This is a genomic window from Methylopila henanensis (assembly GCF_042681025.1).
Taxonomy (GTDB): domain Bacteria; phylum Pseudomonadota; class Alphaproteobacteria; order Rhizobiales; family Methylopilaceae; genus Methylopila; species Methylopila henanensis.
On sequence record NZ_JBHUER010000008.1, the window covers coordinates 103,816 to 124,715 of the forward strand.

The 20,900-nt window shown below is 67.0% G+C and carries 18 protein-coding genes and 5 pseudogenes; 7 read left to right on the forward strand and 16 right to left on the reverse strand.

All coding sequences use genetic code 11. From position 1 onward, the window contains the following. The 5 genes and pseudogenes from ACFSCV_RS10980 to ACFSCV_RS11000 all read right to left on the reverse strand — a co-directional run. Positions 1-246 (reverse strand): annotated as a pseudogene (locus tag ACFSCV_RS10980) (DNA phosphorothioation system sulfurtransferase DndC); the annotation flags it as partial. Positions 247-248: 2 nt separating this feature from the next. Beyond that, the gene (locus ACFSCV_RS10985; RefSeq protein ID WP_378799635.1) at positions 249-458 is read right to left on the reverse strand and encodes a ribbon-helix-helix domain-containing protein; all 210 of its coding nucleotides are present in this window, start codon (positions 456-458) and stop codon (positions 249-251) included. 164 nt (positions 459-622) lie between these two features. Further along, a complete protein-coding gene (locus ACFSCV_RS10990) occupies positions 623-1,855 on the reverse strand; it encodes a type II toxin-antitoxin system HipA family toxin (protein WP_378799636.1) in 1,233 nt (410 codons plus the stop codon). Next, entirely contained in the window at positions 1,855-2,241 is a 387-nt protein-coding gene (locus ACFSCV_RS10995) for a helix-turn-helix domain-containing protein (protein WP_378799925.1), read from the reverse strand. The genes ACFSCV_RS10990 and ACFSCV_RS10995 overlap by 1 nt, the downstream gene beginning before the upstream one ends. 116 nt (positions 2,242-2,357) lie before the next feature. After that, positions 2,358-2,951 carry a DUF6088 family protein gene (locus tag ACFSCV_RS11000; RefSeq protein WP_378799926.1) on the reverse strand — a complete coding sequence of 198 codons (594 nt, stop codon included), beginning with the start codon at positions 2,949-2,951 and terminating at the stop codon, positions 2,358-2,360. 498 nt (positions 2,952-3,449) lie between these two features. Here ACFSCV_RS11000 and ACFSCV_RS11005 point away from each other — a divergent pair. Both ACFSCV_RS11005 and ACFSCV_RS11010 read left to right on the forward strand, forming a co-directional pair. Beyond that, a pseudogene (locus ACFSCV_RS11005) lies at positions 3,450-5,542 on the forward strand (ParB/RepB/Spo0J family partition protein). A 130-nt stretch (positions 5,543-5,672) separates the two neighbouring features. Then, positions 5,673-6,068, forward strand: a pseudogene (locus tag ACFSCV_RS11010) (hypothetical protein); the annotation flags it as partial. Positions 6,069-6,137: 69 nt separating this feature from the next. Here ACFSCV_RS11010 and ACFSCV_RS11015 read toward each other — a convergent pair. Both ACFSCV_RS11015 and ACFSCV_RS11020 read right to left on the reverse strand, forming a co-directional pair. Further along, positions 6,138-6,218 (reverse strand): annotated as a pseudogene (locus ACFSCV_RS11015) (hypothetical protein); the annotation flags it as partial. A gap of 9 nt (positions 6,219-6,227) precedes the next feature. Continuing rightward, positions 6,228-6,905, reverse strand: a complete 678-nt coding sequence (locus ACFSCV_RS11020; RefSeq protein ID WP_378799637.1) for a multidrug DMT transporter permease — start codon at positions 6,903-6,905, stop codon at positions 6,228-6,230. An 11-nt stretch (positions 6,906-6,916) separates the two neighbouring features. Here ACFSCV_RS11020 and ACFSCV_RS11025 point away from each other — a divergent pair. The 3 genes and pseudogenes from ACFSCV_RS11025 to ACFSCV_RS11035 all read left to right on the forward strand — a co-directional run. Further along, a pseudogene (locus ACFSCV_RS11025) lies at positions 6,917-7,945 on the forward strand (TraB/TrbI/VirB10 family type IV secretion system protein); the annotation flags it as partial. A 2-nt stretch (positions 7,946-7,947) separates the two neighbouring features. Beyond that, on the forward strand, positions 7,948-8,163 hold the full coding sequence (locus ACFSCV_RS11030) for a DUF2274 domain-containing protein (RefSeq protein ID WP_378799638.1): 216 nt from the start codon (positions 7,948-7,950) through the stop codon (positions 8,161-8,163). A 307-nt stretch (positions 8,164-8,470) separates the two neighbouring features. Further along, entirely contained in the window at positions 8,471-8,743 is a 273-nt protein-coding gene (locus ACFSCV_RS11035; RefSeq protein ID WP_378799927.1) for a helix-turn-helix transcriptional regulator, read from the forward strand. Here the strand turns inward: ACFSCV_RS11035 and ACFSCV_RS11040 are convergent. From ACFSCV_RS11040 to guaB, 6 genes are all read right to left on the reverse strand, one after another. After that, positions 8,733-9,989 (reverse strand): tyrosine-type recombinase/integrase, encoded by a 1,257-nt coding sequence (locus ACFSCV_RS11040; protein WP_378799639.1) that lies wholly within the window; start codon positions 9,987-9,989, stop codon positions 8,733-8,735. The genes ACFSCV_RS11035 and ACFSCV_RS11040 overlap by 11 nt on opposite strands. Positions 9,990-10,308: 319 nt before the next feature. Continuing rightward, positions 10,309-11,871 carry a glutamine-hydrolyzing GMP synthase gene (gene guaA, locus ACFSCV_RS11045; protein WP_378799640.1) on the reverse strand — a complete coding sequence of 521 codons (1,563 nt, stop codon included), beginning with the start codon at positions 11,869-11,871 and terminating at the stop codon, positions 10,309-10,311. A gap of 82 nt (positions 11,872-11,953) precedes the next feature. Continuing rightward, positions 11,954-12,178, reverse strand: a complete 225-nt coding sequence (locus ACFSCV_RS11050; protein WP_378799641.1) for a hypothetical protein — start codon at positions 12,176-12,178, stop codon at positions 11,954-11,956. A gap of 66 nt (positions 12,179-12,244) precedes the next feature. Beyond that, positions 12,245-13,537 (reverse strand): RsmB/NOP family class I SAM-dependent RNA methyltransferase, encoded by a 1,293-nt coding sequence (locus ACFSCV_RS11055; RefSeq protein ID WP_378799642.1) that lies wholly within the window; start codon positions 13,535-13,537, stop codon positions 12,245-12,247. A 1-nt stretch (position 13,538) separates the two neighbouring features. Further along, entirely contained in the window at positions 13,539-13,958 is a 420-nt protein-coding gene (locus ACFSCV_RS11060) for an MAPEG family protein (RefSeq protein ID WP_378799643.1), read from the reverse strand. Between the two features lie 122 nt (positions 13,959-14,080). After that, positions 14,081-15,571 (reverse strand): IMP dehydrogenase, encoded by a 1,491-nt coding sequence (guaB, locus tag ACFSCV_RS11065; protein WP_378799644.1) that lies wholly within the window; start codon positions 15,569-15,571, stop codon positions 14,081-14,083. Between the two features lie 277 nt (positions 15,572-15,848). Between guaB and ACFSCV_RS11070 the strand changes: the two genes are divergently transcribed. Continuing rightward, a complete protein-coding gene (locus ACFSCV_RS11070; RefSeq protein ID WP_378799645.1) occupies positions 15,849-17,297 on the forward strand; it encodes a DHA2 family efflux MFS transporter permease subunit in 1,449 nt (482 codons plus the stop codon). Between the two features lie 3 nt (positions 17,298-17,300). On the opposite strand, the gene ACFSCV_RS11075 is transcribed toward ACFSCV_RS11070, so the two are convergent. Further along, positions 17,301-18,221 carry a UDP-3-O-acyl-N-acetylglucosamine deacetylase gene (locus ACFSCV_RS11075; protein WP_378799646.1) on the reverse strand — a complete coding sequence of 307 codons (921 nt, stop codon included), beginning with the start codon at positions 18,219-18,221 and terminating at the stop codon, positions 17,301-17,303. A 114-nt stretch (positions 18,222-18,335) separates the two neighbouring features. On the opposite strand from ACFSCV_RS11075, the gene ACFSCV_RS11080 reads away from it, so the two are divergent. Then, positions 18,336-18,842: a superoxide dismutase family protein gene (locus tag ACFSCV_RS11080; RefSeq protein ID WP_378799647.1), complete on the forward strand. Its 507-nt coding sequence runs from the start codon at positions 18,336-18,338 to the stop codon at positions 18,840-18,842. Here the strand turns inward: ACFSCV_RS11080 and ACFSCV_RS11085 are convergent. Both ACFSCV_RS11085 and ACFSCV_RS11090 read right to left on the reverse strand, forming a co-directional pair. Continuing rightward, positions 18,835-19,632 carry an RlmE family RNA methyltransferase gene (locus ACFSCV_RS11085; RefSeq protein WP_378799648.1) on the reverse strand — a complete coding sequence of 266 codons (798 nt, stop codon included), beginning with the start codon at positions 19,630-19,632 and terminating at the stop codon, positions 18,835-18,837. The two genes, ACFSCV_RS11080 and ACFSCV_RS11085, sit on opposite strands and share 8 nt — an antisense overlap. Continuing rightward, positions 19,629-20,714: a Ppx/GppA phosphatase family protein gene (locus ACFSCV_RS11090; RefSeq protein WP_378799649.1), complete on the reverse strand. Its 1,086-nt coding sequence runs from the start codon at positions 20,712-20,714 to the stop codon at positions 19,629-19,631. Before ACFSCV_RS11090 ends, ACFSCV_RS11085 begins: the two co-directional genes overlap by 4 nt. Positions 20,715-20,900 lie beyond the last annotated feature (186 nt).

Below are 20,900 nucleotides of genomic sequence, written 5' to 3' on the forward strand. Positions count from 1 at the left end.
CGACTCCACCATGGTATCGTTGGACACAATGTGAATTGGCCTCTTACGGCGGGACGGGGAAATATCGAGAAGCGCCTCAAATACCGCGTGGGCGACTAGCGTGCTGTCTTTCCCGCCCGAGAATCCAATAATCCATGGATAGTCTTGCTGCTCGGAGAGGTATTCTTGCTTAACGTCCTCGACGATCGCCCCCCAGGTCTCCTCAATGGAGAAATCGTTCTCAAACGTGAGCGGCATATACGTCATAATCAAATTTCTTTCGAAGACCGCCGGATGAGCGAGAGTTCTGTTTGAGCACCGCTTTCATAGCGTTTAACGAACTCCGCAATGGCTCGGCGAACAATCCAGGCCGTCGAGAGGTTCATATCTGCAGCGAGACGCGATATTGCCGCATGATCTTTCTCCTCCAGACTTACACTTAACCGAACTGGATGCTTCTGTCCGCGCGGCCTAGCCATGGTCGCTCCTGTAGAGATCGCATCATCAAACTGCACCACAAAACGTCAGAAATCAACGGAATTGCAGGCAATGTCACAGGATTTTCCTAGCTGTGATGCCTACAGCTGATGCAGACAATTGATCATATCTGACATTTAAGTGGGGATAATTATTCCGATATGAATTAAAGACCATATGCTGTTTCCATCTGATCACCGACGAAAGCAGCCTCATAATCGCGCGCCAACGCGCCCGAGACGCCAACCTGTCTGAAGGCTTCCCGCCATCCGTCCGAAACACGCTGCGCCGTTGTTTGGATGATCTCCCGTGCCTCGGCCTCGGGAATCTCGAAAAACGCGCAGGTTTCAAGAGCGAGATTTATCGACCGATCATGGGCCCCTCCCTCAAGGATCGCTGTCTCGAGGTGCGGGTTGCGGTCTGGGGCCGGGTTTACGTCGAACACCGGCGACAAGCGCCACTGACCCGCCCCCACATAGAGGAAGCCGTGGTTCTTCAGGTGATCGTCCTTGTTGGACACGAGGATCGTGAAGATCAGACGCCGGTAGAGTTCGCGGAAATCGTCAGAAGGATCGGGTGAATAAGCCCGCATGAAATCGACGATCTCGGTATAGGAACCCAGCTCCCCGCCTGTCTTGCCGAGCGCAGTGCGCGCGGAGATGTAAGGAATCCGTGCGGCCCCACGCCGGTCGAACCTCTGGATCAGCGCGACCGGGAACGGCGTGTCCGCCAGTTCCAGCCGTGCCTCGGGCGCGCGGATACCGCAGGCTGCCGCCAGGCGGAGGGTCGCGACCTCGACGCGCTCGATCGGCTGCTGATCGTGGACCGAGGTGAACTTCGCCAGCCACAGCGCGTCGCCGTCCCTGACATTGGCTTTGGGACGAGCGCCGCCGGAGCCGCCGGCACCAGCCAGCGCCCGCATCTCCTCTGGCGAGATTTCCTTGCCTTGCTCATAAGCCCGCGCGATTGCCGTGATGATTTCGAGATCGACCAGACGCGGAACGGCGTCCGCTGCCTTGCCGCGAATGACCTCGCCCTTGTCGTCTAGAAAACGCAACGCGCCTTGCCGACAGGTGTCGTCGGAAAGCGTCAGATACTCGAATTCATTGAGACCATTGCCATAGGCGCGTTCGAGCAGCCTGCGCCCCCAACTGTCCGGGGCCGCATCGGCGAAAGCGCCCGCCAATGCGTCGCGCGTGTTGCCGGAATGTCCTGACGTGTGGAACGGGCCGGAATCGAGTGGGAGATCGGGCTGTATGGCGAAGGCGCGCGGGTTTCCCATCCACTCGGAAGCATAAGCGAAAGTCGAGAATTGCCGCGGCCCGGCATGGGTGAAATGCAATTGGCCCACCGGTGTCCGACCTTCGCCAAGCGCGACATGGGCAGCGAAATTGGCCATCAGAAGGAGGCCCCATCAGGATCCACAACGTCCTGCCGATCCTGCTTTTCCTGCGTCTGAGCCTTCTGCTTTTTCAGCCTGGCCGCGAAGGAGCGGCCCCGCCGCGGCGCCTGCTCCGCTGCCAGTGCCAGCCCCAGATCGTCCTTGCGGATATCTATCAGGTCAGCGAGGCGCTCGAGAAGTCCCAGCACCACTAGGACTTCGGCCAGCGTTCCAATGGCAACGCCGGGATCGCCTCGTTCAAGGCGGGCGATGGAACTCGGCGAGGTTCCCGCACGCACAGCGAGATCCGCCACAGCGATGCCACGCCGCAGCCGGGCGTTGCGGACATCCTGGCCCAGCCGTTCAAGTGCTGGTTTTGCCTTGGGGGAACCCACATTAACCATCCATATCTGCTTTAAAAAGCCATTTAAGAAATCATATATGACCAATAGCTACGCAGGTCAAGAATTTCAGCTTTTGCTCTCGACAGCGTGGTCGTCTCGTTTCGATATGTCAGGTTTTACCTGTAAGCCGCCTTACCGACGCTCTGCGCGAGCCATGTCGGAAACTGCGGCGCGGCAGCAACCAGCTCGTCAAATGCAACGGCCGGAAGCTTTCGCTTCAACGTCTTTAGCGCGGTATCAGCCTTCTCCGGGCCGAGCCAGGCCAGTGCCCTGACAGCCTCGCCCCCCGGCCGGTTAGCCAATGCCAATTGCCAGCGCGGAGCGTGCCGCAATTCGACGACCTGCTTGCCGAGGTGCACCTTTCGGCTGCGCCCTGATGTCAGATAGACCGACCGCACCGGCACCTGTGTCGTTAGGCCAAGAGCGTTTGCCGCGGCGACCCCGTTCGAGACGATAATCTCTCCCTTTTGGGTTGCCAGTGCCTCGACCGCCTGCTCGACCGAAGGTGCTCGTGTGCCGAAGCGACTGGCGACGGGGCGAAGATAAACGCCACGACCAGCGCGGATGAGTTGACCGCGTTCGGCCAAGCGCGACAAAGCCTGATCCACAGCGGCGCGATTTCCGAGGTGGAGCAAGCCCTTGGCAGATACAGGGGAGCCTTCCGGCAATCCCGCCGCATACGCTTGAATCTGTTCGGTCAGCCGAGTCATCATCGTTCTCCTGTCAGAAATATACGCGGGTTTCTGACACTTTTCGAGGAACCCTCTTGCAGAGGGCGGTTCAATGAAGGGAAAGCCTTCCCCTGCGGCCGAGCCACGGTCTCGGCCGCTCTGCGGGAAACCCCGCAACGCCCCCCTTCTGGACAGGAGTGCGGCGATCAGGACGCCTTTGATCCACGCCTTCAGGATATTCACATCCTGATCCGGTTCGTGCGCCCGGCCGCCGCTTCGCTCTGGCCGGGCCGGTTGCTTGGGGGCTCTGCCCCCTGGCGCGGCGCAAGGGATCGCTGGCGCTCGACCGGGACGGTCTCCCCAGCCTTCCGCGCGGATGCGTGTTTCTCACTCTCGCCATGGCTTTGATCCGCTTGTGCAGGCCGGGTGATCCCCCTCCGTCCCGGTCGCCCTTGCACCTTGCATCCCCCGGTCTCGCCGACGGGCAGGGTTGCAGCGCAGCGCTGCGCTTCAACCCAAGCCCATAGGAGAAAGACTATGACCACGACCGCCAACACCGTCCCGACCGCCGAACACGGCACGACCGTCTTCATTCCACTCAACAAGCTCAAGAAGCACCCGAAGAATGCCCGCAAGACCCCGCACAGCGAGGCGTCTATCGAGGCGAAGGCCGCGAGCATCGCCGCCAAGGGCATCCTGCAAAATCTGGTGGTGGAGCCTGAAACCGATGTGGTGGGCGAGCCGACCGGCTTCTATCTCGTCAGCATCGGGGAAGGCCGCAGGCAGGCGCAGATGCTGCGCGTCAAGCGCAAGGAGATCAAGAAGACCGAGCCCATCCGCTGCGTCATCGACACGGCGAACGATGCGGCAGAAATCAGCCTTGACGAGAACGTGACGCGCGACGACCTGCACCCCGCCGACCAGTTCGAGCGCTTCCGCGAGCTTTCGGAGGATCGGGGATGGGGTGCGGAGGAAATCGCCGCCCGGTTCGGTGTGACCGCCCATATCGTGAAGCAGCGTATGCGTCTCGGCGCTGTCAGCCCGAAGCTCTTGCAGGTCTATCGCGACGGCGAACTGACCTTGGACCAGTTGATGGCCTTCGCCATCACCGGCGATCACGCGCGGCAGGAACACGTCTATGAAAACCTGTCCTATAACCGCGATCCGTCGATCATCCGGCGCGATCTGACCAAGATGAACGTGCCCGCGACGGATCGCTGCGCGGTCTTCGTCGGCGCGCAAGCCTATACCGAGGCAGGCGGCACCATCATCCGCGACCTGTTTATCGAGGATCGCGGCGGCTTCTTTGAAGACCCGGCCTTGCTGGACCGGCTTGCCGTCGAGAAGCTGGAGCGGATCGCCGTCGAGGTGCAGCAGGCCGAGGGCTGGAAGTGGAGCGCCGCCTATCTCGACTTCCCCCACGCCCACGGGCTGCGTCGTGCCTATCCGCATCCGGTGGAGCTTTCCGAGGCCGACGCGATTGCCTACGACGCGGCGCAGGACGAGCTTGAGCATCTGAACGCAGAATGGGAAGACGCCGATGTCGACCTCCCGGCCGAGGTGGATACGCGCCTTGCCGAGCTTGAAGCCGAGATCGAGCGGATCGACGCCAAGCGCCACGCCTACGATCCCGACGATATCGCGCGCGCCGGCGTGTTCGTCGTCGTCGCTCATGACGGCGACGTGCGGATCGAGCGCGGCTTCATTCGCGCCGAGGACGAGGCACCGGAGCCGGAAGCGGAAACCGCAGAAAATGGCGAAACCGTCCTCGACGGGGTGCGCGTCAACGCCGACGGTGAAATCCTCGACAGTGACGGCGAGGACGGCGAAGGCGACGAGCTTCCCGAAGCCGAGCCGGAAGAAGAAGGCGGGGATGCTGGCAAGCCGCTGTCGAACGCGCTCATTTGCGACCTGACCGCGCATCACACCCTTGGCCTGCGCCTCGCCCTTGGCGAGCAGCCGGACATAGCGTTGATCGCCGTGGTCCATACGCTCGCCGCGCAGACCTACTATCGCGGAGGCAGCACGGCCCATTGCCTCGAAATCAGCCCGACCAGCAATTACCTCGCCGCCCACGCGGACGGCATCGAGGACACGGCGGCGGCGAAGATGCTGAACGACCGTCATGCCGGATGGGCAGCGGACATGCCGCGCGACGTGGCGGACCTCTGGGGCTCGTCGCCGGTCTGGACCATGCGAGCCTCATGGCCTTGCTGGCGCATTGCGCCTCGCTGACCGTCAATGCGGTGAAGCTGCCTTGGGAGAGCAGCAAGCGCCGCGCCCATGAGACGGCCGACAAGCTGGCGACGGCGGTGACGCTCGACATGACGGCGCACTGGACCCCGACCGTGCGCAGCTATTTCGGGCGCGTCACCAAGACCCATATCGTCGCCGCCGTGCGCGAAGCCCTTGGCGACGAGGCAGCGGAGCAGATCGCGGACAAGAAGAAGACGGAGATGGCCGAAGCCGCCGAGCAGCTTCTGGTCGGGACCGGCTGGCTTCCGCCTGCGCTGCGCACCGCGCGTCCCGCATGGTTCGACCAGCAGGCCAAGGCGGTCGCCCTCGATACCGCCGAACCCGCCCCGTCGCAGGAAACCCATGATGACCATTTCGCCATCGCAGCGGAATGAGGAAGGCAGGCCGGGGGCGTGCAAGCGGCCCCGGCTTTCTTTCCCCCGGAAAAATCGCGGGCCGCGCAGTCGCGCGGCCCGATCACCTCGACTGTCGCCACGATCGGAACCACCGTGAAGGAGGAGAACCATGGTTGCCGTCATGCTGATGAGCGTCGTGTTAATCGCCGGGCTTTGCGTCCTGGCCTATACGCTCGCCGTCTATGCCTTGCCCTTTATGCTCGGCGTCACCGCCGCGCAGCTCTCCTATCATACCGGCGCGGGCTTCATCGGGGCTGGCCTTGTCGGCTTGGTCGCCGCCGTCGCCGCCTTCGGCGTTCTTGCGCTGCTGTTCGACACGCTGCACTCACCGATCCTGCGCCTGATCGTGGCGCTAGTCTTCGCCGCGCCCGCCGCCGTCGCCGGATATGCGCTCGTTCACGGCCTCACCAAGGAGGCCGTGCCATCCGAAATCTGGCGGCAAATCTTCTGCATCGTCGGTGGGGCGTTCGTCTTCGTATACGCCCTGATCCGGCTGGCGGGACCGCCAGAATGGTTTACGGCCTTCACGCATAGCCGAGCTTCTACTGATCCCGAGGTCGTCAAGCTGATCGTCGTCCATTTCGCGGAGTGCGCGGCTCTGGCGATGTCGATCAGGCCAGATACAAAGATCATACGGGCGATCTGAGCGAGCCATGACATGCGCTCAACCTCCCGACAGGAGGATGACGCCGGCGATCAGCACCGCGCAGCCTGCGAGCCGCCACGGCCCGACCTTCTCGCGCAGGATCACCATGCCCATGAGCGCGCCGACCATCATCGACATTTCGCGCATGCGGGCAACCAAGCTAAGGGGAGCGCCCGAGGTCAGCGCCGCCAATACAAGGATGTAGGACAGCGGCGAGAGCAGGCCGACGCCGACCGCTATCCACCAGTAGCCGCGCATGGCCTCAATGGCGCGGCGAGGGTTAGCGATCACAATCGGGGCCAGAAGAAAGAACCGCAGCAGGTTGGAGAACCAGTCCAGCACGACCGGCGCGATGCCAAGGGCTTTGACGGCGTAGGCGTCAACAACCGTATAGGACGCGATCAGGCCGCCCGTCGCGGTGCCCCATCGCACGCCCGATTGCCCGCCCGGACGCCTGAAGGCAGATAGATCGCCCTGCGTGGCGATGAGGCCGATCCCAGCGACCACGAGCAGCAACCCCGCCACGCCCTGTCCGGACAGCGTTTCCCCAAGGATGAGGAACGCGCCGAGTGTCGAGAGCATTGGGCCGGTCCCCCGCGCGATCGGATAGACCACGGACAGGTCCGCGACCTGATATCCACGTTGCAGGCAGAGGCTATAGGCCAGATGGATCAGGCCGCTGAGCAGCAGGAACATGACGCCGATCCGGCGGCGCGCTGATCTATGCGCTCCAGACGCGCACGGGCGGCGATGACGGTCAGGAGCTATATTCTACGTCCAACCGCCAACCCGCCGATGGTCTTGCCGGACTGCCGCGCGACTATACAGGTCCCATTCTTGGACCAGCGTTGCCGGGCGATCTGGGAGGCCCCATCCTGTCCGCGCAGAATGCCGGCCAGTCCGTCGTGCCGCCTGTCGTTCCGGCGCCGGGCGTCGATGAGGCCGAGCAACGCCGCCGCGCCGAGGAAGAAGCCGCGCGCCTCAGCGCCGTGTTCTTCCAGTCACGGCAGGGATCGACTGCGGCCGCGACGCCGGGGGCCATGCCCGGCCTCGCCGGATTCGACCCCGGCAGCGCCGCGGCAGGGCAACCGACCGCCCAGGACCGGCAGCTTGCCTTTCTCAACTCCGCAACCGACCGGCGCACCGTGACGCCGGATCGCGTCACGCCGCCGGCATCGCCCTTCGTCCTGCAGGCCGGAGCCGTCATCTCAGCCGCGCTCATCACCGGTATCCGTTCGGATCTTCCCGGCCAGATCACCGCGCAGGTCACGGAGAACATCTATGACAGCCCAACAGGCAGCACCCTGCTCGTGCCGCAGGGAACGCGGCTCATCGGCCAGTATGACAACGCGGTGCAGTTCGGTCAGCGCCGCGTGCTGCTCGTCTGGAACCGCCTCATCATGCCTAACGGGCGCTCGATCGTTCTCGAGCGCCAGCCAGGCGCCGACACGCAAGGCTATGCCGGACTGGAGGATGGCGTCGATTATCACTGGTGGGATCTCGCCAAGGCTGCCGCGCTCTCGACGCTGCTCGGCGTCGGCGCGGAACTCGCCACCGACGATAACGACCGCCTGATCCGCGCCATCCGCGACGGCGCGCAGGACACGATCAACCAGGCCGGTCAGCAGATCGTCCAGCGCCAATTGCAGGTCGCGCCGACGCTGACCATCCGGCCCGGCTTCCCGGTCCGAGTCATCGTCACCAAGGATTTGGTGCTCGAACCCTACAGGAGCTGACTATGGCCAAGCTGAAACTCGGCCCGATCGCCGACGACAAACCTGTGAAGGTCGCCTTGGAGCTGCCTGCCGCGCTCCATCGCGATCTTACAGAATACGGCCGCCTGCTAGCCGAGGGCGGCGCACCCATCGAGCCCGCCAAGCTGATCGTGCCGATGCTCGAACGCTTCATCTCGACCGATCGCCTCTTCGCTAAGGCCCGGCGCAGCACCGGCTGAGCCCATGCCCGCAGGGGTCGTACCGGCGATGCCGTTATGCTCCCGCCGCGCCCATTCCGCTCTCACCAGCATAATCACCGTACGATATGCGGTGATTAGCGCCCCTATCACCGCACACGTCATCCGAACCCGGTTGGTTGGGGTGCCGTGCGCGAGCGAACGCGAATGCGGCACGCTACCGGCGGCCGATCCTTCGCCATGGTTCGCCAGACGTCGGGAATGCAGCCAAGTCGCTACCCCGGCCACATTAAAGGAGGTCTGGCATGAACACATGGAACGGCAGGATTGCAAACGGTGGGGCTGGGCGATGAGCCAGACACCGGCCCCTCTCAACAAACGCACCATCCGCAGGCACCAGCTTCGAGAGATCGTTCCCCTGGCCGACACGACCATCTACGACATGGAGCAGCGCGGCGAGTTTCCGCAGCGCTTCTACCTGACCTCTCGAACCGTCGTATGGGACCTCGGCGAAGTGGAGGCTTGGCTTGAAGAACGCCGCCGAGCCTCCAAGGCGAAGACGGCCAAGCGTGCGCCAGCGCCCAACGTTACGCTCAGGAAGACCCGTCCGGTCAGAGGCTAGGCTCCGGGACCAGAAGGTCCATGGAGGTCGGATAGAGCGTCGGGGTGTATTTCTGGCCGCCAACCCATGCGTCGATCAGATTGCCCCATTCCTGCATCATGTGCCGGCGCTGGTGCTCATACTCGGCCTTGTTATAGACGCCGCGCGAAGAACGCCCGTCCTCGTGCGCCAGGCACTTCTCGATCCAGTCGCTGTTGAAGCCCAGCTCATTGAGCAGCGTCGATCCCGTACGACGAAGGTCATGCACGGTGAACGGCTCCAACGGCAGTCCCGCCTTCTTGGCTTGCGCGACGACCGCCGTGGTGACGCGGTTGAAGGTCGCGCGGGACATCGGCGCATCCGCGTCGTAGCGCGAGGGCAGCAGGTAGCGCGAATTGCCCGCACAGGTTTTGAGCGCAACGAGGATGTCGAGCGACTGTTCGCACAGATAGACGTTGTGCGGCTTGGAGCGCTTCATCCGCTCCTTCGGGATCGACCACACCGCATTCTCGAAGTCGACCTCATCCCACACCGCGTCCTGCAACTCGCTCTTGCGGACCATTGTAAGCAGGATCAGCTTCAGACCCAGCCGAATAGTGGGCAGCGTCGCCACATGCTCTAGCTGGCCGAGCATCACTCGAATTTCGGCGGGCGAAAGCGAGCGGTCCTTGGGAACGAATGTCGCGATCGACGCCGGCCCGACCTCTTCGGCGGGGTTCGGCACCTTCTCCCCGTGCAGCTTCGCGAAGGCGAAGACCAGCTTAACGATGTCCCGGACATGGACCGCCGTGGCCGGCGCTCCCCGCTTCTTCACCTTGTCGCACATCGCCCGGAGATCTTCCGGGGTGATTTCCGTCAGCAAGCGATTGCGGAACGTCGGCAGGATGTCGCGCTCGTAGATCGAGCGGCGCATCGCGCGGGTGCTTTCGGCCATTCGGTGCTCTTGCAACCAGCGTTCGCCAAACTCGCCAAAGCTCTTTGCTTCCTTGATGCGGCGCTTCTCGCGCTGCTTCTCCTGGGCGGGCGACCGCCCTGCCTGAATCGAACGCTGCGCGTCGATCAGCTTCTCCCGCGCACGGGCCAGAGAGAGGCCTGCCGGCCCGTATCGGCCGAGGGTCAACGTCTCGCGTCGACCGTGCATACGGTAGTCATAGCGGAACACGACGGCGCCCGACGGGTTCACGACGACATAAATACCGTCACGGTCAGAGACCTTATATAATTTGTCCTTTGGTTTCAGTGCCTTGATTGCGGCATCGGTAAGCATCGGACCCTCTTAGTTCGTTCAAAAAAAGCGCCAGAGAGCCCCGAAAATACCGTTAGGCCAAAAACAGCCAACCCCGGCGGCAAATTTTCCTTTATTCTCAAGGGAATAAGGTCAAAAAAATACCGTCACAAGCTCTCTAGGCCTTGACGGTATATGCAATTCCGCGATGTCACAAGACGCCCCATACCGTCAGCTCCGCCGTCGATCGCGAGGCTTGCTCGGCGATTGACGGCGAAAGACAGCAGAGAGAAAATTCTTTATTTTCAGTGCGTTATGGAGGAAAATCGGCGGTTATCGGCGGCTTTTGGGTAGGCGCGAATTATTCCCACTCGATCGTGCCGGGGGGCTTCGACGTCACGTCGTAGACGACGCGGTTGACGCCGCGGACCTCGTTGATGATGCGGGTCGCGGCGCGGCCGAGGAAGTTCATGTCGTAGGGGAAGAAGTCGGCGGTCATGCCGTCGACCGAGGTCACCGCGCGCAGCGCGACCACATATTCATAGGTGCGGCCGTCGCCCATCACGCCGACGGTCTTCACAGGCAGCAGCACGGCGAAGGCCTGCCAGATCTTGTCGTAGAGGCCGCCCTTGCGGATCTCGTCGAGATAGACCGCGTCGGCCTCGCGCAGGATGTCGAGCTTCTCCTTCGTCACCTCGCCGGGGCAGCGGATGGCGAGACCCGGGCCGGGGAAGGGATGGCGGCCGACGAAGGCCTCCGGCAGGCCGAGCTCCTTCCCAAGCGCCCGCACCTCGTCCTTGAACAGCTCGCGCAGCGGCTCCACGAGCTTCATGTTCATGCGCTCTGGCAGACCGCCGACATTGTGGTGCGACTTGATCGTGACCGAGGGGCCGCCCGAGAACGACACGCTCTCGATGACGTCCGGGTAGAGCGTGCCCTGCGCGAGGAAGTCGGCTCCGCCGATCTTCTTCGCCTCCTCCTCGAACACCTCGACGAACAGCCGCCCGATGGTCTTGCGCTTGACCTCCGGGTCGTCCGTTCCCGCGAGCGCCGACAGGAAGGTGTCGCCGGCGTCCACATGCACGAGCGGGATGTTGTAGTGCCCGCGGAACAGGCCGACGACCTCCTCCGCCTCGGCCTTGCGCATCAGGCCGTGGTCGACGAACACGCAGGTGAGCTGGTCGCCGATCGCTTCGTGTATCAGCACGGCCGCGACCGCGGAGTCGACGCCGCCGGACAGGCCGCAGATCACGCGGCCGTCGCCAACCTGTTCGCGGATCTTGGCGATCGCCTCGTCGCGGTAGGCCGCCATCGACCAGTCGCCGACGCAGCCGCAGATGTCGCGGACAAAGTTGACCAGCAGCTTGCCGCCGTCCGGCGTGTGGACCACCTCGGGGTGGAACATCAGGCCGTAATAGTGCCGGGCCTCGTCGGCGATCGCCGCGAAGGGCGCGTTCTCGGACACGCCGACGATGCGGAAGCCGGGCGGCATCCGCGTGATGCGGTCGCCGTGGCTCATCCACACCTGGTTGCGGCTCTTGTCCTCCCAGACTCCGGTGAAGAGCTTGGAGGGCGCGACCACGTTCAGGTCGGCCCGGCCGAACTCCCGGTGATGGCCGCTCTCGACCGCGCCGCCGAGCTGCTCGGCCATCGTCATCTGTCCGTAGCAGATGCCGAGCACGGGCACGCCGCTGTCGAACACCGCCTGCGGCGCGCGCGGCGTGCCGATCTCGGCGACCGAAGCCGGGCCGCCCGACAGGATGACGCCCTTCGCGCCGAAGGTCGGGAAAACCTCCTCCGCCAGATTGAACGGCGTGATCTCGCAATAGACGCCGGCCTCTCGCACGCGTCGCGCGATAAGCTGCGTCACCTGCGAGCCGAAATCGATGATGAGGATGCGGTCGTGGGAAGCGTCGGCGATCATGCGCCTGACTACTCCGAACGCCCCCCGCGCGGCAACGCCCGCGGACGCATGGCCCGCGCGAATTTTGCGCGCACCGGACGGCTCAGATCGACGTGCTGTCGGCGACCGGGCTGCATTCGGTCGGCGCGCCGCTCTGGAAGCGCTCGTTCAGCCGCCCGCAGCCCCAGTCCTTCAACGGTCCTGGCATCCATCGCGTCAGCGCCACGCCGACCTGTTCGTTCGGGTTCGAACCGTAGGCGGCGTACCACGACCAATAGCCGGCCGCCGCGATGACCAGCACCGCGAACAGTTTGAGAATGTTGCTCATGACACGCATCGTCTCCGCCCGCGCCAGCGCCCTTCCCTTGCTGACATGGACCAGCGGTCGGGCCGGTCAAGCCCGGCGCAGCACCGCCACAAAGAAGCCGTCGGTGTCGGAGCGGCGCGGGCTGAGCAGCAGCGCGTCGCCGTCGGCGTTCGCGAAGGCGGCGAGCTGCGGCAGGCCGGCCTCGACCGCGGCCGCGGCCGCGGGCGTCGCCGCGAAGTCCGGACGGCGGGCGCGGAAGGCCGCGACGCGGTCCTCGTTCTCTTCCTTCAGCACCGAACAGGTGACGTAGACCAGCCGCCCGCCGGGCTTCACCAGCCCCGCCGCAGCGTCCAGAACCTCGTCCTGCTCGAGGTTGCGCTGCTCGAGCGCGCCGGGGCGCATGCGCCATTTGGCGTCGGGGTTGCGACGCCAAGTGCCGGTCCCGGTGCACGGCGCGTCGACCAGCACGAGATCGGCGCGGTCGCGCAGGTCCGACAGCACGTCGGCCTCGCCCTTCGGGGCGCGGATCTGCAGATTGCGCACGTCGGCGCGGTCGGCGCGGTCATGCAGCGGAGACAGACGCCGCACGTCGGAATCGTAGGCGTAGAGCTGGCCGCGGTTGCGCATCTGGGCCGCGAGCGCCAGCGTCTTGCCGCCGGCGCCGGCGCAGAGGTCGACCACCTGCTGTCCGGCCGCCGCGCCCGCCACGAGGGCCGCAAGCTGCGAGCCCTCGTCCTGCACCTCGAACAGGCCCTTCTGGTAGGCCGGCTCCGCCTGCACGGGCGGACCACGGCCGTCGTCGCCGAGCGGGATGCGCAGGCCGAAGGCCGACAGCGGCGTCTCGACCGGATTGAGATGCGCGAGGCTGCGCAGAACCTTGGCGCGGTCCGCCTTCAGCGCGTTGACGCGGATGTCGAGCGGGGCGCGGCGCGCGAGAGCGGCTCCGTGCTCGGCCCGCTCCTCGCCGAAGGCGCGCGCAAGCGACGCGTCGAGCCATTCCGGGTAATCGCCGCGCACATGGGCCGGCGCGCCGTCGAGCGACGCGCTCGCGATCGCCGCCGCCTCGGCGTCGGTCGGCGGCTCCGGCGCGTGGCGGGCGTCCGCGAAGGCGCGCGCGAGGTCTTCGGTCGTCGCGCCCCGGACGAAGGCGAGCGCGCCGAGTACGAGCGCGCGCGGCGCGTCGGAGCCCATGCGCCAGGCGATCGACGCCCGGGACCTCAGCGCGTCGTAAACGACGCTCGCGATCCGCGCCCGGTCGCCAGAGCCAGCGAAACGGTGGCTCGCCCCCCAGTCTTTGAGGGCGGACGCGACCGGGCGGTGGTTCGCCTCGACGGCGGTCAGGATCTCGATCGCGGCGAGCGCGTGGGCGGAGGGGGTCATGTCAGGCGGCCAGAATGCGGATGGCGAAGATCGCCCACATGGCGAGCAGGATCAGCGCGCCGACGAAGTAGCAGCGGAACCGCGTCATCGTGCGGTTCCGCCCGGTGTGGACATAGGCATGGACGTAGCGCGACGCGACGAAGGCCCAGGACATCGCGACGAACAGCAGATCCGCTTCCTTCGTCACGAGCGCCAGCGTCACCAGAACGTAGAACAGCGGCGGCAGCTCGAGCTGATTGTGGAAGCTGTCGGCCACCTGCTGCGCCTTCTCGGGCCAGCCGAAGGTGCGCGGCGAGCCTTTGTTGGGCGTCACCTTCCCGGCCCGCGCCGCGGCGAAACGGGTCTGCGCCATCCAGATCATCAGGGCGAAGGTGAGCAGAACCTGCGCGAACAGGGGCGCCAAGATGGCTTGGACGGTCATGGCGTCATCCGAAAGCGTTGAGCGGTCTTGCCATCCGCGCCGCGTGATGACGCATCGCCCGGGCGGCGGCGACGTCCCTGGACGTGAAGTCCGCCGCCGGGCAGCCTAAGGACGCCGCCAGACTACACCATGCTCGGGTAGTTCGGGCTTTCGCGGGTGATGGTCACGTCGTGGACGTGGCTCTCCCGCAGCGAGGCGCCGGAGATGCGCACGAACTCGGCCTTCTCGTGCAGCTCGGGGACCGTGGCGGCTCCGACATACCCCATGGCGGCGCGCAAGCCTCCGGCGAGTTGGTGCAGCACGGCGCCGACGGGACCCTTGTACGGCACCTGGCCCTCGATGCCTTCCGGCACCAGCTTCAGCCGGTCGTTGACCTCGGCCTGGAAGTAGCGGTCGGCCGACCCTTGAGCCATCGCGCCGACCGAGCCCATGCCGCGGTATGACTTGTAGGAGCGGCCCTGCCACAGGAAGACCTCGCCGGGCGCCTCGTCGGTGCCGGCCAGCAGCGAGCCGACCATGGCGACGTCGGCGCCGGCCGCGATCGCCTTGGCGAGGTCGCCGGAATATTTGATGCCGCCGTCGGCGATGACCGGTGTGTCTGACGCCTTGGCGGCCTCGACCGCCTCCATGATGGCGGTGAGCTGGGGCACGCCGACGCCCGCGACGATGCGGGTGGTGCAGATCGAGCCCGGCCCGATGCCGACCTTGATAGCGTCCGCGCCGGCGTCGATCAGCGCCTTGGTGGCCGAGCCAGTGGCCACGTTGCCGGCGACGATCTGGACCTCGTTGGAGAGCCGCTTGATGCGGCCGACAACGTCGAGCACGTGCTGGGAGTGGCCGTGGGCGGTGTCGACCACGATCAGGTCGCAGCCAGCGTCGATCAGCGCTTCGGCGCGTCCGAAGCCCTTGTCGCCGACGGTGGTGGCGGCGGCCACCCGCAGGCGCCCCTGCGCGTCCTTGTTGGCGTTGGGGTTCGCGACCGCCTTCTCGATGTCCTTCACCGTGATCAGGCCGACGCAGTGGTAGTCGTCGTCCACCACCAGCAGCTTCTCGATGCGGTTCGTGTGGAGAAGGCGCTTCGCCTCCTCCTGGCTCACGCCCTCGCGCACCGTGACGAGATTGTCCTTCGTCATCAGCTCCGAGATCGGCTGGCGCGTGTTGGTGGCGAAGCGGACGTCGCGGTTGGTCAGGATGCCGACGAGCCGCCCCGAGCGGCCGTTCGAGCCCTCGACCACCGGAATGCCGGAGATGCCGTTGCGCTTCATCAGCTCGAAGGCTTCGGCGAGCGTGGCGGTCGGCGCGATGGTGACGGGGTTCACCACCATGCCGCTCTCGAACTTCTTCACCTGACGAACGTGAGCGGCCTGCACGTCGGGCTCGAGGTTGCGGTGGATGACCCCCATGCCGCCCGCCTGCGCCATGGCGATCGCGAGCCGCGCCTCGGTCACGGTGTCCATGGCCGAGGAGATGATCGGGATGTTGAGCGAGATCGTGCGGGTGACGCGCGAGCGGAGGTCGACCTCGCCCGGCATGACCTCCGAGAGGCCCGGCCTTAGCAGCACGTCGTCGAAGGTGAGCGCCTCTCGCGCGAGAACGTCTTCGATGCGCGCCATGCCGAACCTCCTCGTGTGCGCCGAAGCGCCCGGGAGCCGCCCGTCGGCGCCCGGCCCCGCTCTGTCGCGCCCGATGCGGGGCGCGGGTTGGGGAAGTGGCGCGGACCTTTAGCATGACGCTTCGTCCACGCAAATGACGGAGTCCCGACGACCGCGCATGGCTTGTCGGCATTTCGGCGCTAGATGACGCCCATCGGCCATGCGCGCGACGCGGTTGAACCGGACGTCCAGGCGGTTCAAGACGCCGCCGTCCGCGCCACGCCGATCAAGGAGCCGCATGCCCGCCCGCGTCCCAAGCTCGATTCCCGGCCGTATCCTCGTTCCGCTGATCGTGGCCTGCGCGCTGTTCATGGAGAACCTCGACTCGACGGTGCTCGCGACCTCGCTGCCGGCGATCGCCCGCGAGCTGAACGAGGACCCGATCGACCTCAAGCTGGCGCTGACCTCCTATCTGCTCAGCCTCGCGGTGTTCATCCCCGTCTCCGGCTGGCTCGCGGACCGGCTCGGGTCGCGCCTCGTCTTCCGGGCGGCGATCGCCGTGTTCGCGCTCGGCTCCATGCTCGCGGGGCTGTCGTCCTCCATGGCGGAGATCGTCGGCGCCCGCATCGTTCAGGGCATGGGCGGCGCCATGATGGTGCCGGTCGGACGGCTCGTGATCCTGCGGACGGTGCCGAAGTCGGAGCTTGTCGGCGCCCTCGCCTGGCTGACGATCCCGGCGCTGATCGGGCCGGTGCTCGGGCCGCCGCTCGGCGGCTTCATCACCACCTATTTCTCCTGGCGCTGGATCTTCTGGATCAACCTGCCGATCGCGGCGCTCGGCCTCGTGCTCGCGACCCTCTACATCCCCGACGTCCGGGCCGAGGAGCGCACGCCGTTCGACAGCGTCGGCTTCGTGCTTTCGGGCTTCGGCCTCGCCGCCTTCGTCACCGGCTCGACCACGCTCGGCCTCGACGTTCTGCCGAAGCCGGTCGTGATCGCGATCCTGGTCGCCGGAGCCGCTTCGCTCACGGCCTACTGGTTCCACGCGCGGCGGGTCGAGCATCCGATCCTCGACCTGACGCTGTTCCGCATCCCGACCTTCCGCGTCGCCATCCTCGGCGGCTCGCTGTTCCGGATCGGCATCGGGGCCGCGCCCTTCCTGCTGCCGCTGTTGCTGCAGCTCGGCTTCGGGCTGACCGCGTTCCAGTCCGGCATGCTCACCTTCGCCTCGGCGCTCGGCGCGCTGGTGATGAAGTTCGCGGCCAAGCCCATCCTGCAGCGGTTCGGCTTCCGCGCCACGCTCGCGATCAACGCGGTGGTCGCGGCCGGCTTCATGACCATGCCTGCGCTGTTCACGCCGGCGACGCCGACGCTGGTGATGCTGGCGGCGCTGCTCGTCGGCGGCTTCTTCCGCTCGCTCGAGTTCACCGCCGTCAACGCGCTCGGCTACGCCGACATCCCGCAGGAGCGGATGAGCCGCGCGACCAGCCTGACGAGCGTCGCCCAGCAGGTGTCGCTGTCGGTCGGCGTCAGCGTCGCGGCGACCATCCTCGAAACCGTGCTCGCGCTGCGCGGCGGAACCGAGCTGATCGCGGCCGACTTCCCGCCGGCCTTCGTCGCCATCGGCCTGATCTCGGCCGCCGCCGTCCTGGTGTTCGCGCGGCTCGCGCCAGAGGCCGGCGACGAGGTGTCGGGCCATCGGCCGCCGGCGCCCGATCCCGTGACCGCCGCCCGCGACCGCGGCTGACATTTAGACGGCGGGCCTCGGCCGGCCGTCCTCGCCGATCGTCACCGCCTCCCACGCGGCGCGATCCTGCATCAGCAGGGCGAGCAGGCCGTAATTGTGCTCGTGCCCCGGCCGCGAAGCGGTGACGCGGCCGAGCAGCGGCGCGCCGGCGAGCGCGAAATCGCCCACCATGTCGAGCGCGCGGTGGCGAACCGGTTCGTCCGGCATGCGCAGGCCGCCCACCGCGCCCGCGCCGACCAGCGCCAGCGTGTTCCGCGCGGACGCGCCCTTGAGCACCGGCTCGCCGAACCAGAACAGGCCGATGATCTTGGCCGGCAGCGCCCATTTCAGCCGGCCGAAGCTGCGCGACGGCGCGAGCTCCCGGCGGAACGTCTCGGCGTCGGTGGGCCCGATCCATTTGAGCTGGCCGAAATGCGACAGCGTGATCGCGACGCTCATCTCGAAGCCGTCGAACGGCTCGATGCGCTGCTTGTGCGCCTTGTGCTGATAGGCGACCCGCTTGCACACGCGTATGTAGCGGCGCGGCGCGGCGAGCTCCACGCGGCCCGCGGCGAGAACGCGCTCGCACCACGGCTCGGCGCTGCCGTCGAAGATCGGAAGCTCCTCGCCGTCGATCTCCACGAGCGCGTTGTCGACGCCATGCGCCGCGAACGCCGCCATCAGGTGCTCGACCGTGCGCACCAGCGGCCCGTCGCCGACCTGGAGCGCGGTGCAGAGCGGGCGGGAGCGCCGGTTGGTCCAGAGCGCCGGCACGTCGAAGACGCCCTTGCGCGTCCGTCGGCGGAACACGATTCCATGGCCGGCGGGCGCGGGCGTGGCGCGCACCCTGCTGTGCTTCGCGGTGTGAAGCCCGGTTCCCTCGCCTTCGAAGGCACCGCCCAGCGTCGCCTCGTAGCGGGGCAGAGACGGCGGGAGCAGCCTCACGCGCGCCTCACGACGTCGCGAAGCCGCCCTCGGGGAACCAAGCGTCCGCCCGCGGCGCTTTGCATGACGACGGCCGGCGGCCTCCGGTCCGGCGCGTCGCGATGGAGGTTCCTCATGAGACGTTCCTTGGCCGCGGCCGGCCTCTCAGCCGCGCTCGCCCTCGGGTCATCGGCGGCGCTCGCCGCCGACACTTACGAAATTCTGGGCAAGGACGGAAAGCGCATCGGCGAGGTCACGCTGACCGGATCGCCGCATGGCGTGCTGATCGATCTGGAGATCGCGGCCGGCAGCCTGCCGGCCGGCAAGCGCGGCATGCATTTCCACGAGAACGCCGACTGCTCCGACGCCGGCGAGTACAAGAAGTCCGGCTCCCACGCCGGCCACGGCGAAGGCAAGCATGGCCTGCTGAACCCGAACGGCCCGGAGCCGGGCGACCTGCCCAACCTGATCGTGCTGCCGGACGGCTCGGCGCAGGCGGCGCTGTTCACCAGCCTGATCAAGCTCGACGAGCTCAAGGCTGACAACGGCAGCGCGCTCGTGATCCACGCCGAGAAGGACGACCACACCTCGCAGCCCATCGGCAACGCCGGCGCGCGCGTGGCCTGCGCCGCGATCAAGTAGCCGCGGCGCTCGGGTCCGCCGCGGATCGCTCGTCCGCGTCGTCCGCCCGGCCGCCCTCGCCCCGGAAGCCGGTCGCGAGCACGTAGAGCTCAGCGGAATCCTTGCGGCTCGCGGGCGGCTTCACGTGGATGACCTTGGCGAAATCGCGCTTCAGGGCCGTCAGCAACTCGCCCTCGGTGCCGCCTTGGAACACCTTCGCGAGGAAGGCGCCGCCCGGCGCCAGCACCTCGGAGGCGAACAGGGCGGCCGCCTCCACAAGCGCGACGATGCGCAGATGGTCGGTCTTCTGATGGCCGATGGTGTTGGCCGCCATGTCGGACAACACCACGTCGGCCTTGCCGCCGAGCCGCTGCTTGAGCAGGTCGGGCGCGGCGTCGTCGAGGAAGTCGAGCACCATGAAGTCGACGCCCGGCAGCGGCTCCATCTCGAGCAGGTCGATGGCTACGATCTTGCCGCGGCCCTTCTCGACATCGATCCGCCGCGCCGCGATCTGGCTCCAGCCGCCGGGGGCGGCGCCGAGGTCCACGATCTTCTGGCCAGGCTTCAGCAGCTTGTGGCGATCGTCGATCTCGATCAGCTTGAACGCCGCGCGTGAGCGATAGCCCTCGCGCTTCGCGGCCTGGACGTAAGGGTCGTTGAGCTGGCGCTCGAGCCAGAGGGTGGAAGCGTGGCTGCGCTTTCGCGCGGTGTAGACCCGCACGCCGAGGCTGCGGGCGCCGCGCCCCGATCCGCCGGAGCCGCCGCCCTTGCCTTTTCCCGCGCCGCCGCCCTTCGCCGGACCGCGGCTCACGAGCGCCGCCCTCTGCGCCGGGGGCCGCGCCGGCGCCACACGCCGTCCTCGCGCATCATCTCCACAAGCAGTCCTTCCCGAAGGCCCCGATCGGCCACCCTGAGCCGCGCCACCGGGAACGCGCGCCGGATCGCCTCCAGAACCGCGCAGCCGGCGAGCACGAGATCGGCCCGGTCCGGACCGATGCACGGGTTCTGGCAGCGCTGGTCGTAGGACATCTCCTTCAGCGACTCCACCACGCGCGTGACGTCGGTCGTGGCCATCCACTGCCCGTCCACCAGCCGCCGCTCGTAGCGCGGCAGGCCCAGATGGACGCCGGCGATGGTGGTGACGGTGCCGGACGTGCCGAGCAGGTGCACGTCGCTGAGCGAGGCCGCGAGCGTCTCGCGCTCGGGGAAGGCCTCCAGCAGCCGCCCGACCTCGGCGACCATGTCCTCGAACACGGCGGTCGTGACCTTCACGCCGCCATAGCGCTCGGCGAGCGTCACCACGCCCACGGGGAGCGAGGCCCAGGCCCGCATGGCGAGCGCGCCGGGCCCGCCGCCGCGGCGCTCCAGCCACACGACTTCCGAGGAGCCGCCGCCGATGTCGAACAGGATGACGCCGCCCGCGGCCGGGTCCGCGAGCGAGGCGCAGCCGGCCGCGGCGAGGCGCGCTTCGGTCGCGCGGTCGATCACCTCGAGGTCGAGCCCGGTCTCGCGCTTCACCCGGTCGAGGAAGCGGCCGCCGTTCGCGGCCTGCCGGCACGCCTCCGTGGCGATCAGGCGGGCGCGGGTCACGCCGCGCGCCGCCATCTTGTCGCGGCAGATGGCGAGCGCCGCCACCGCGCGGCCGATCGCGTCCTCGCAGAGGTCGCCGGTGTGGGCGAGCCCCTCGCCGAGCCGCACGATGCGGGAGAACGAATCCACCACCCGGAAGCCGCCGGAGCGGTCCGGACGCGCGACCAGCAGGCGGCAGTTGTTGGTGCCGAGATCGAGCGCGGCGTAGATCGGCGCGGCCGACTGCTGCGCCGCCCCCGGAAGCTTCGGAGAAGACGCCTTCAAGGCTTCGGCGTCGCCGAGCGACGCGGTGGGCTCGGACACGAGCGACCGTCCTTCAGCCGGGCGCGGCCAGCGCGCTCAAGGCCATTCGGGGAATTTGCGTTGCCGGCGAGTGTATCAGCCGCGTCACGCCCCGCAAGGCGCGGCCGGCGCCGCCTCCTTTTCCGACGCACGTCGAATATCCGGTGGAGGAACCGCCGGACGACCGCGCAAACCCGTGACATCCGT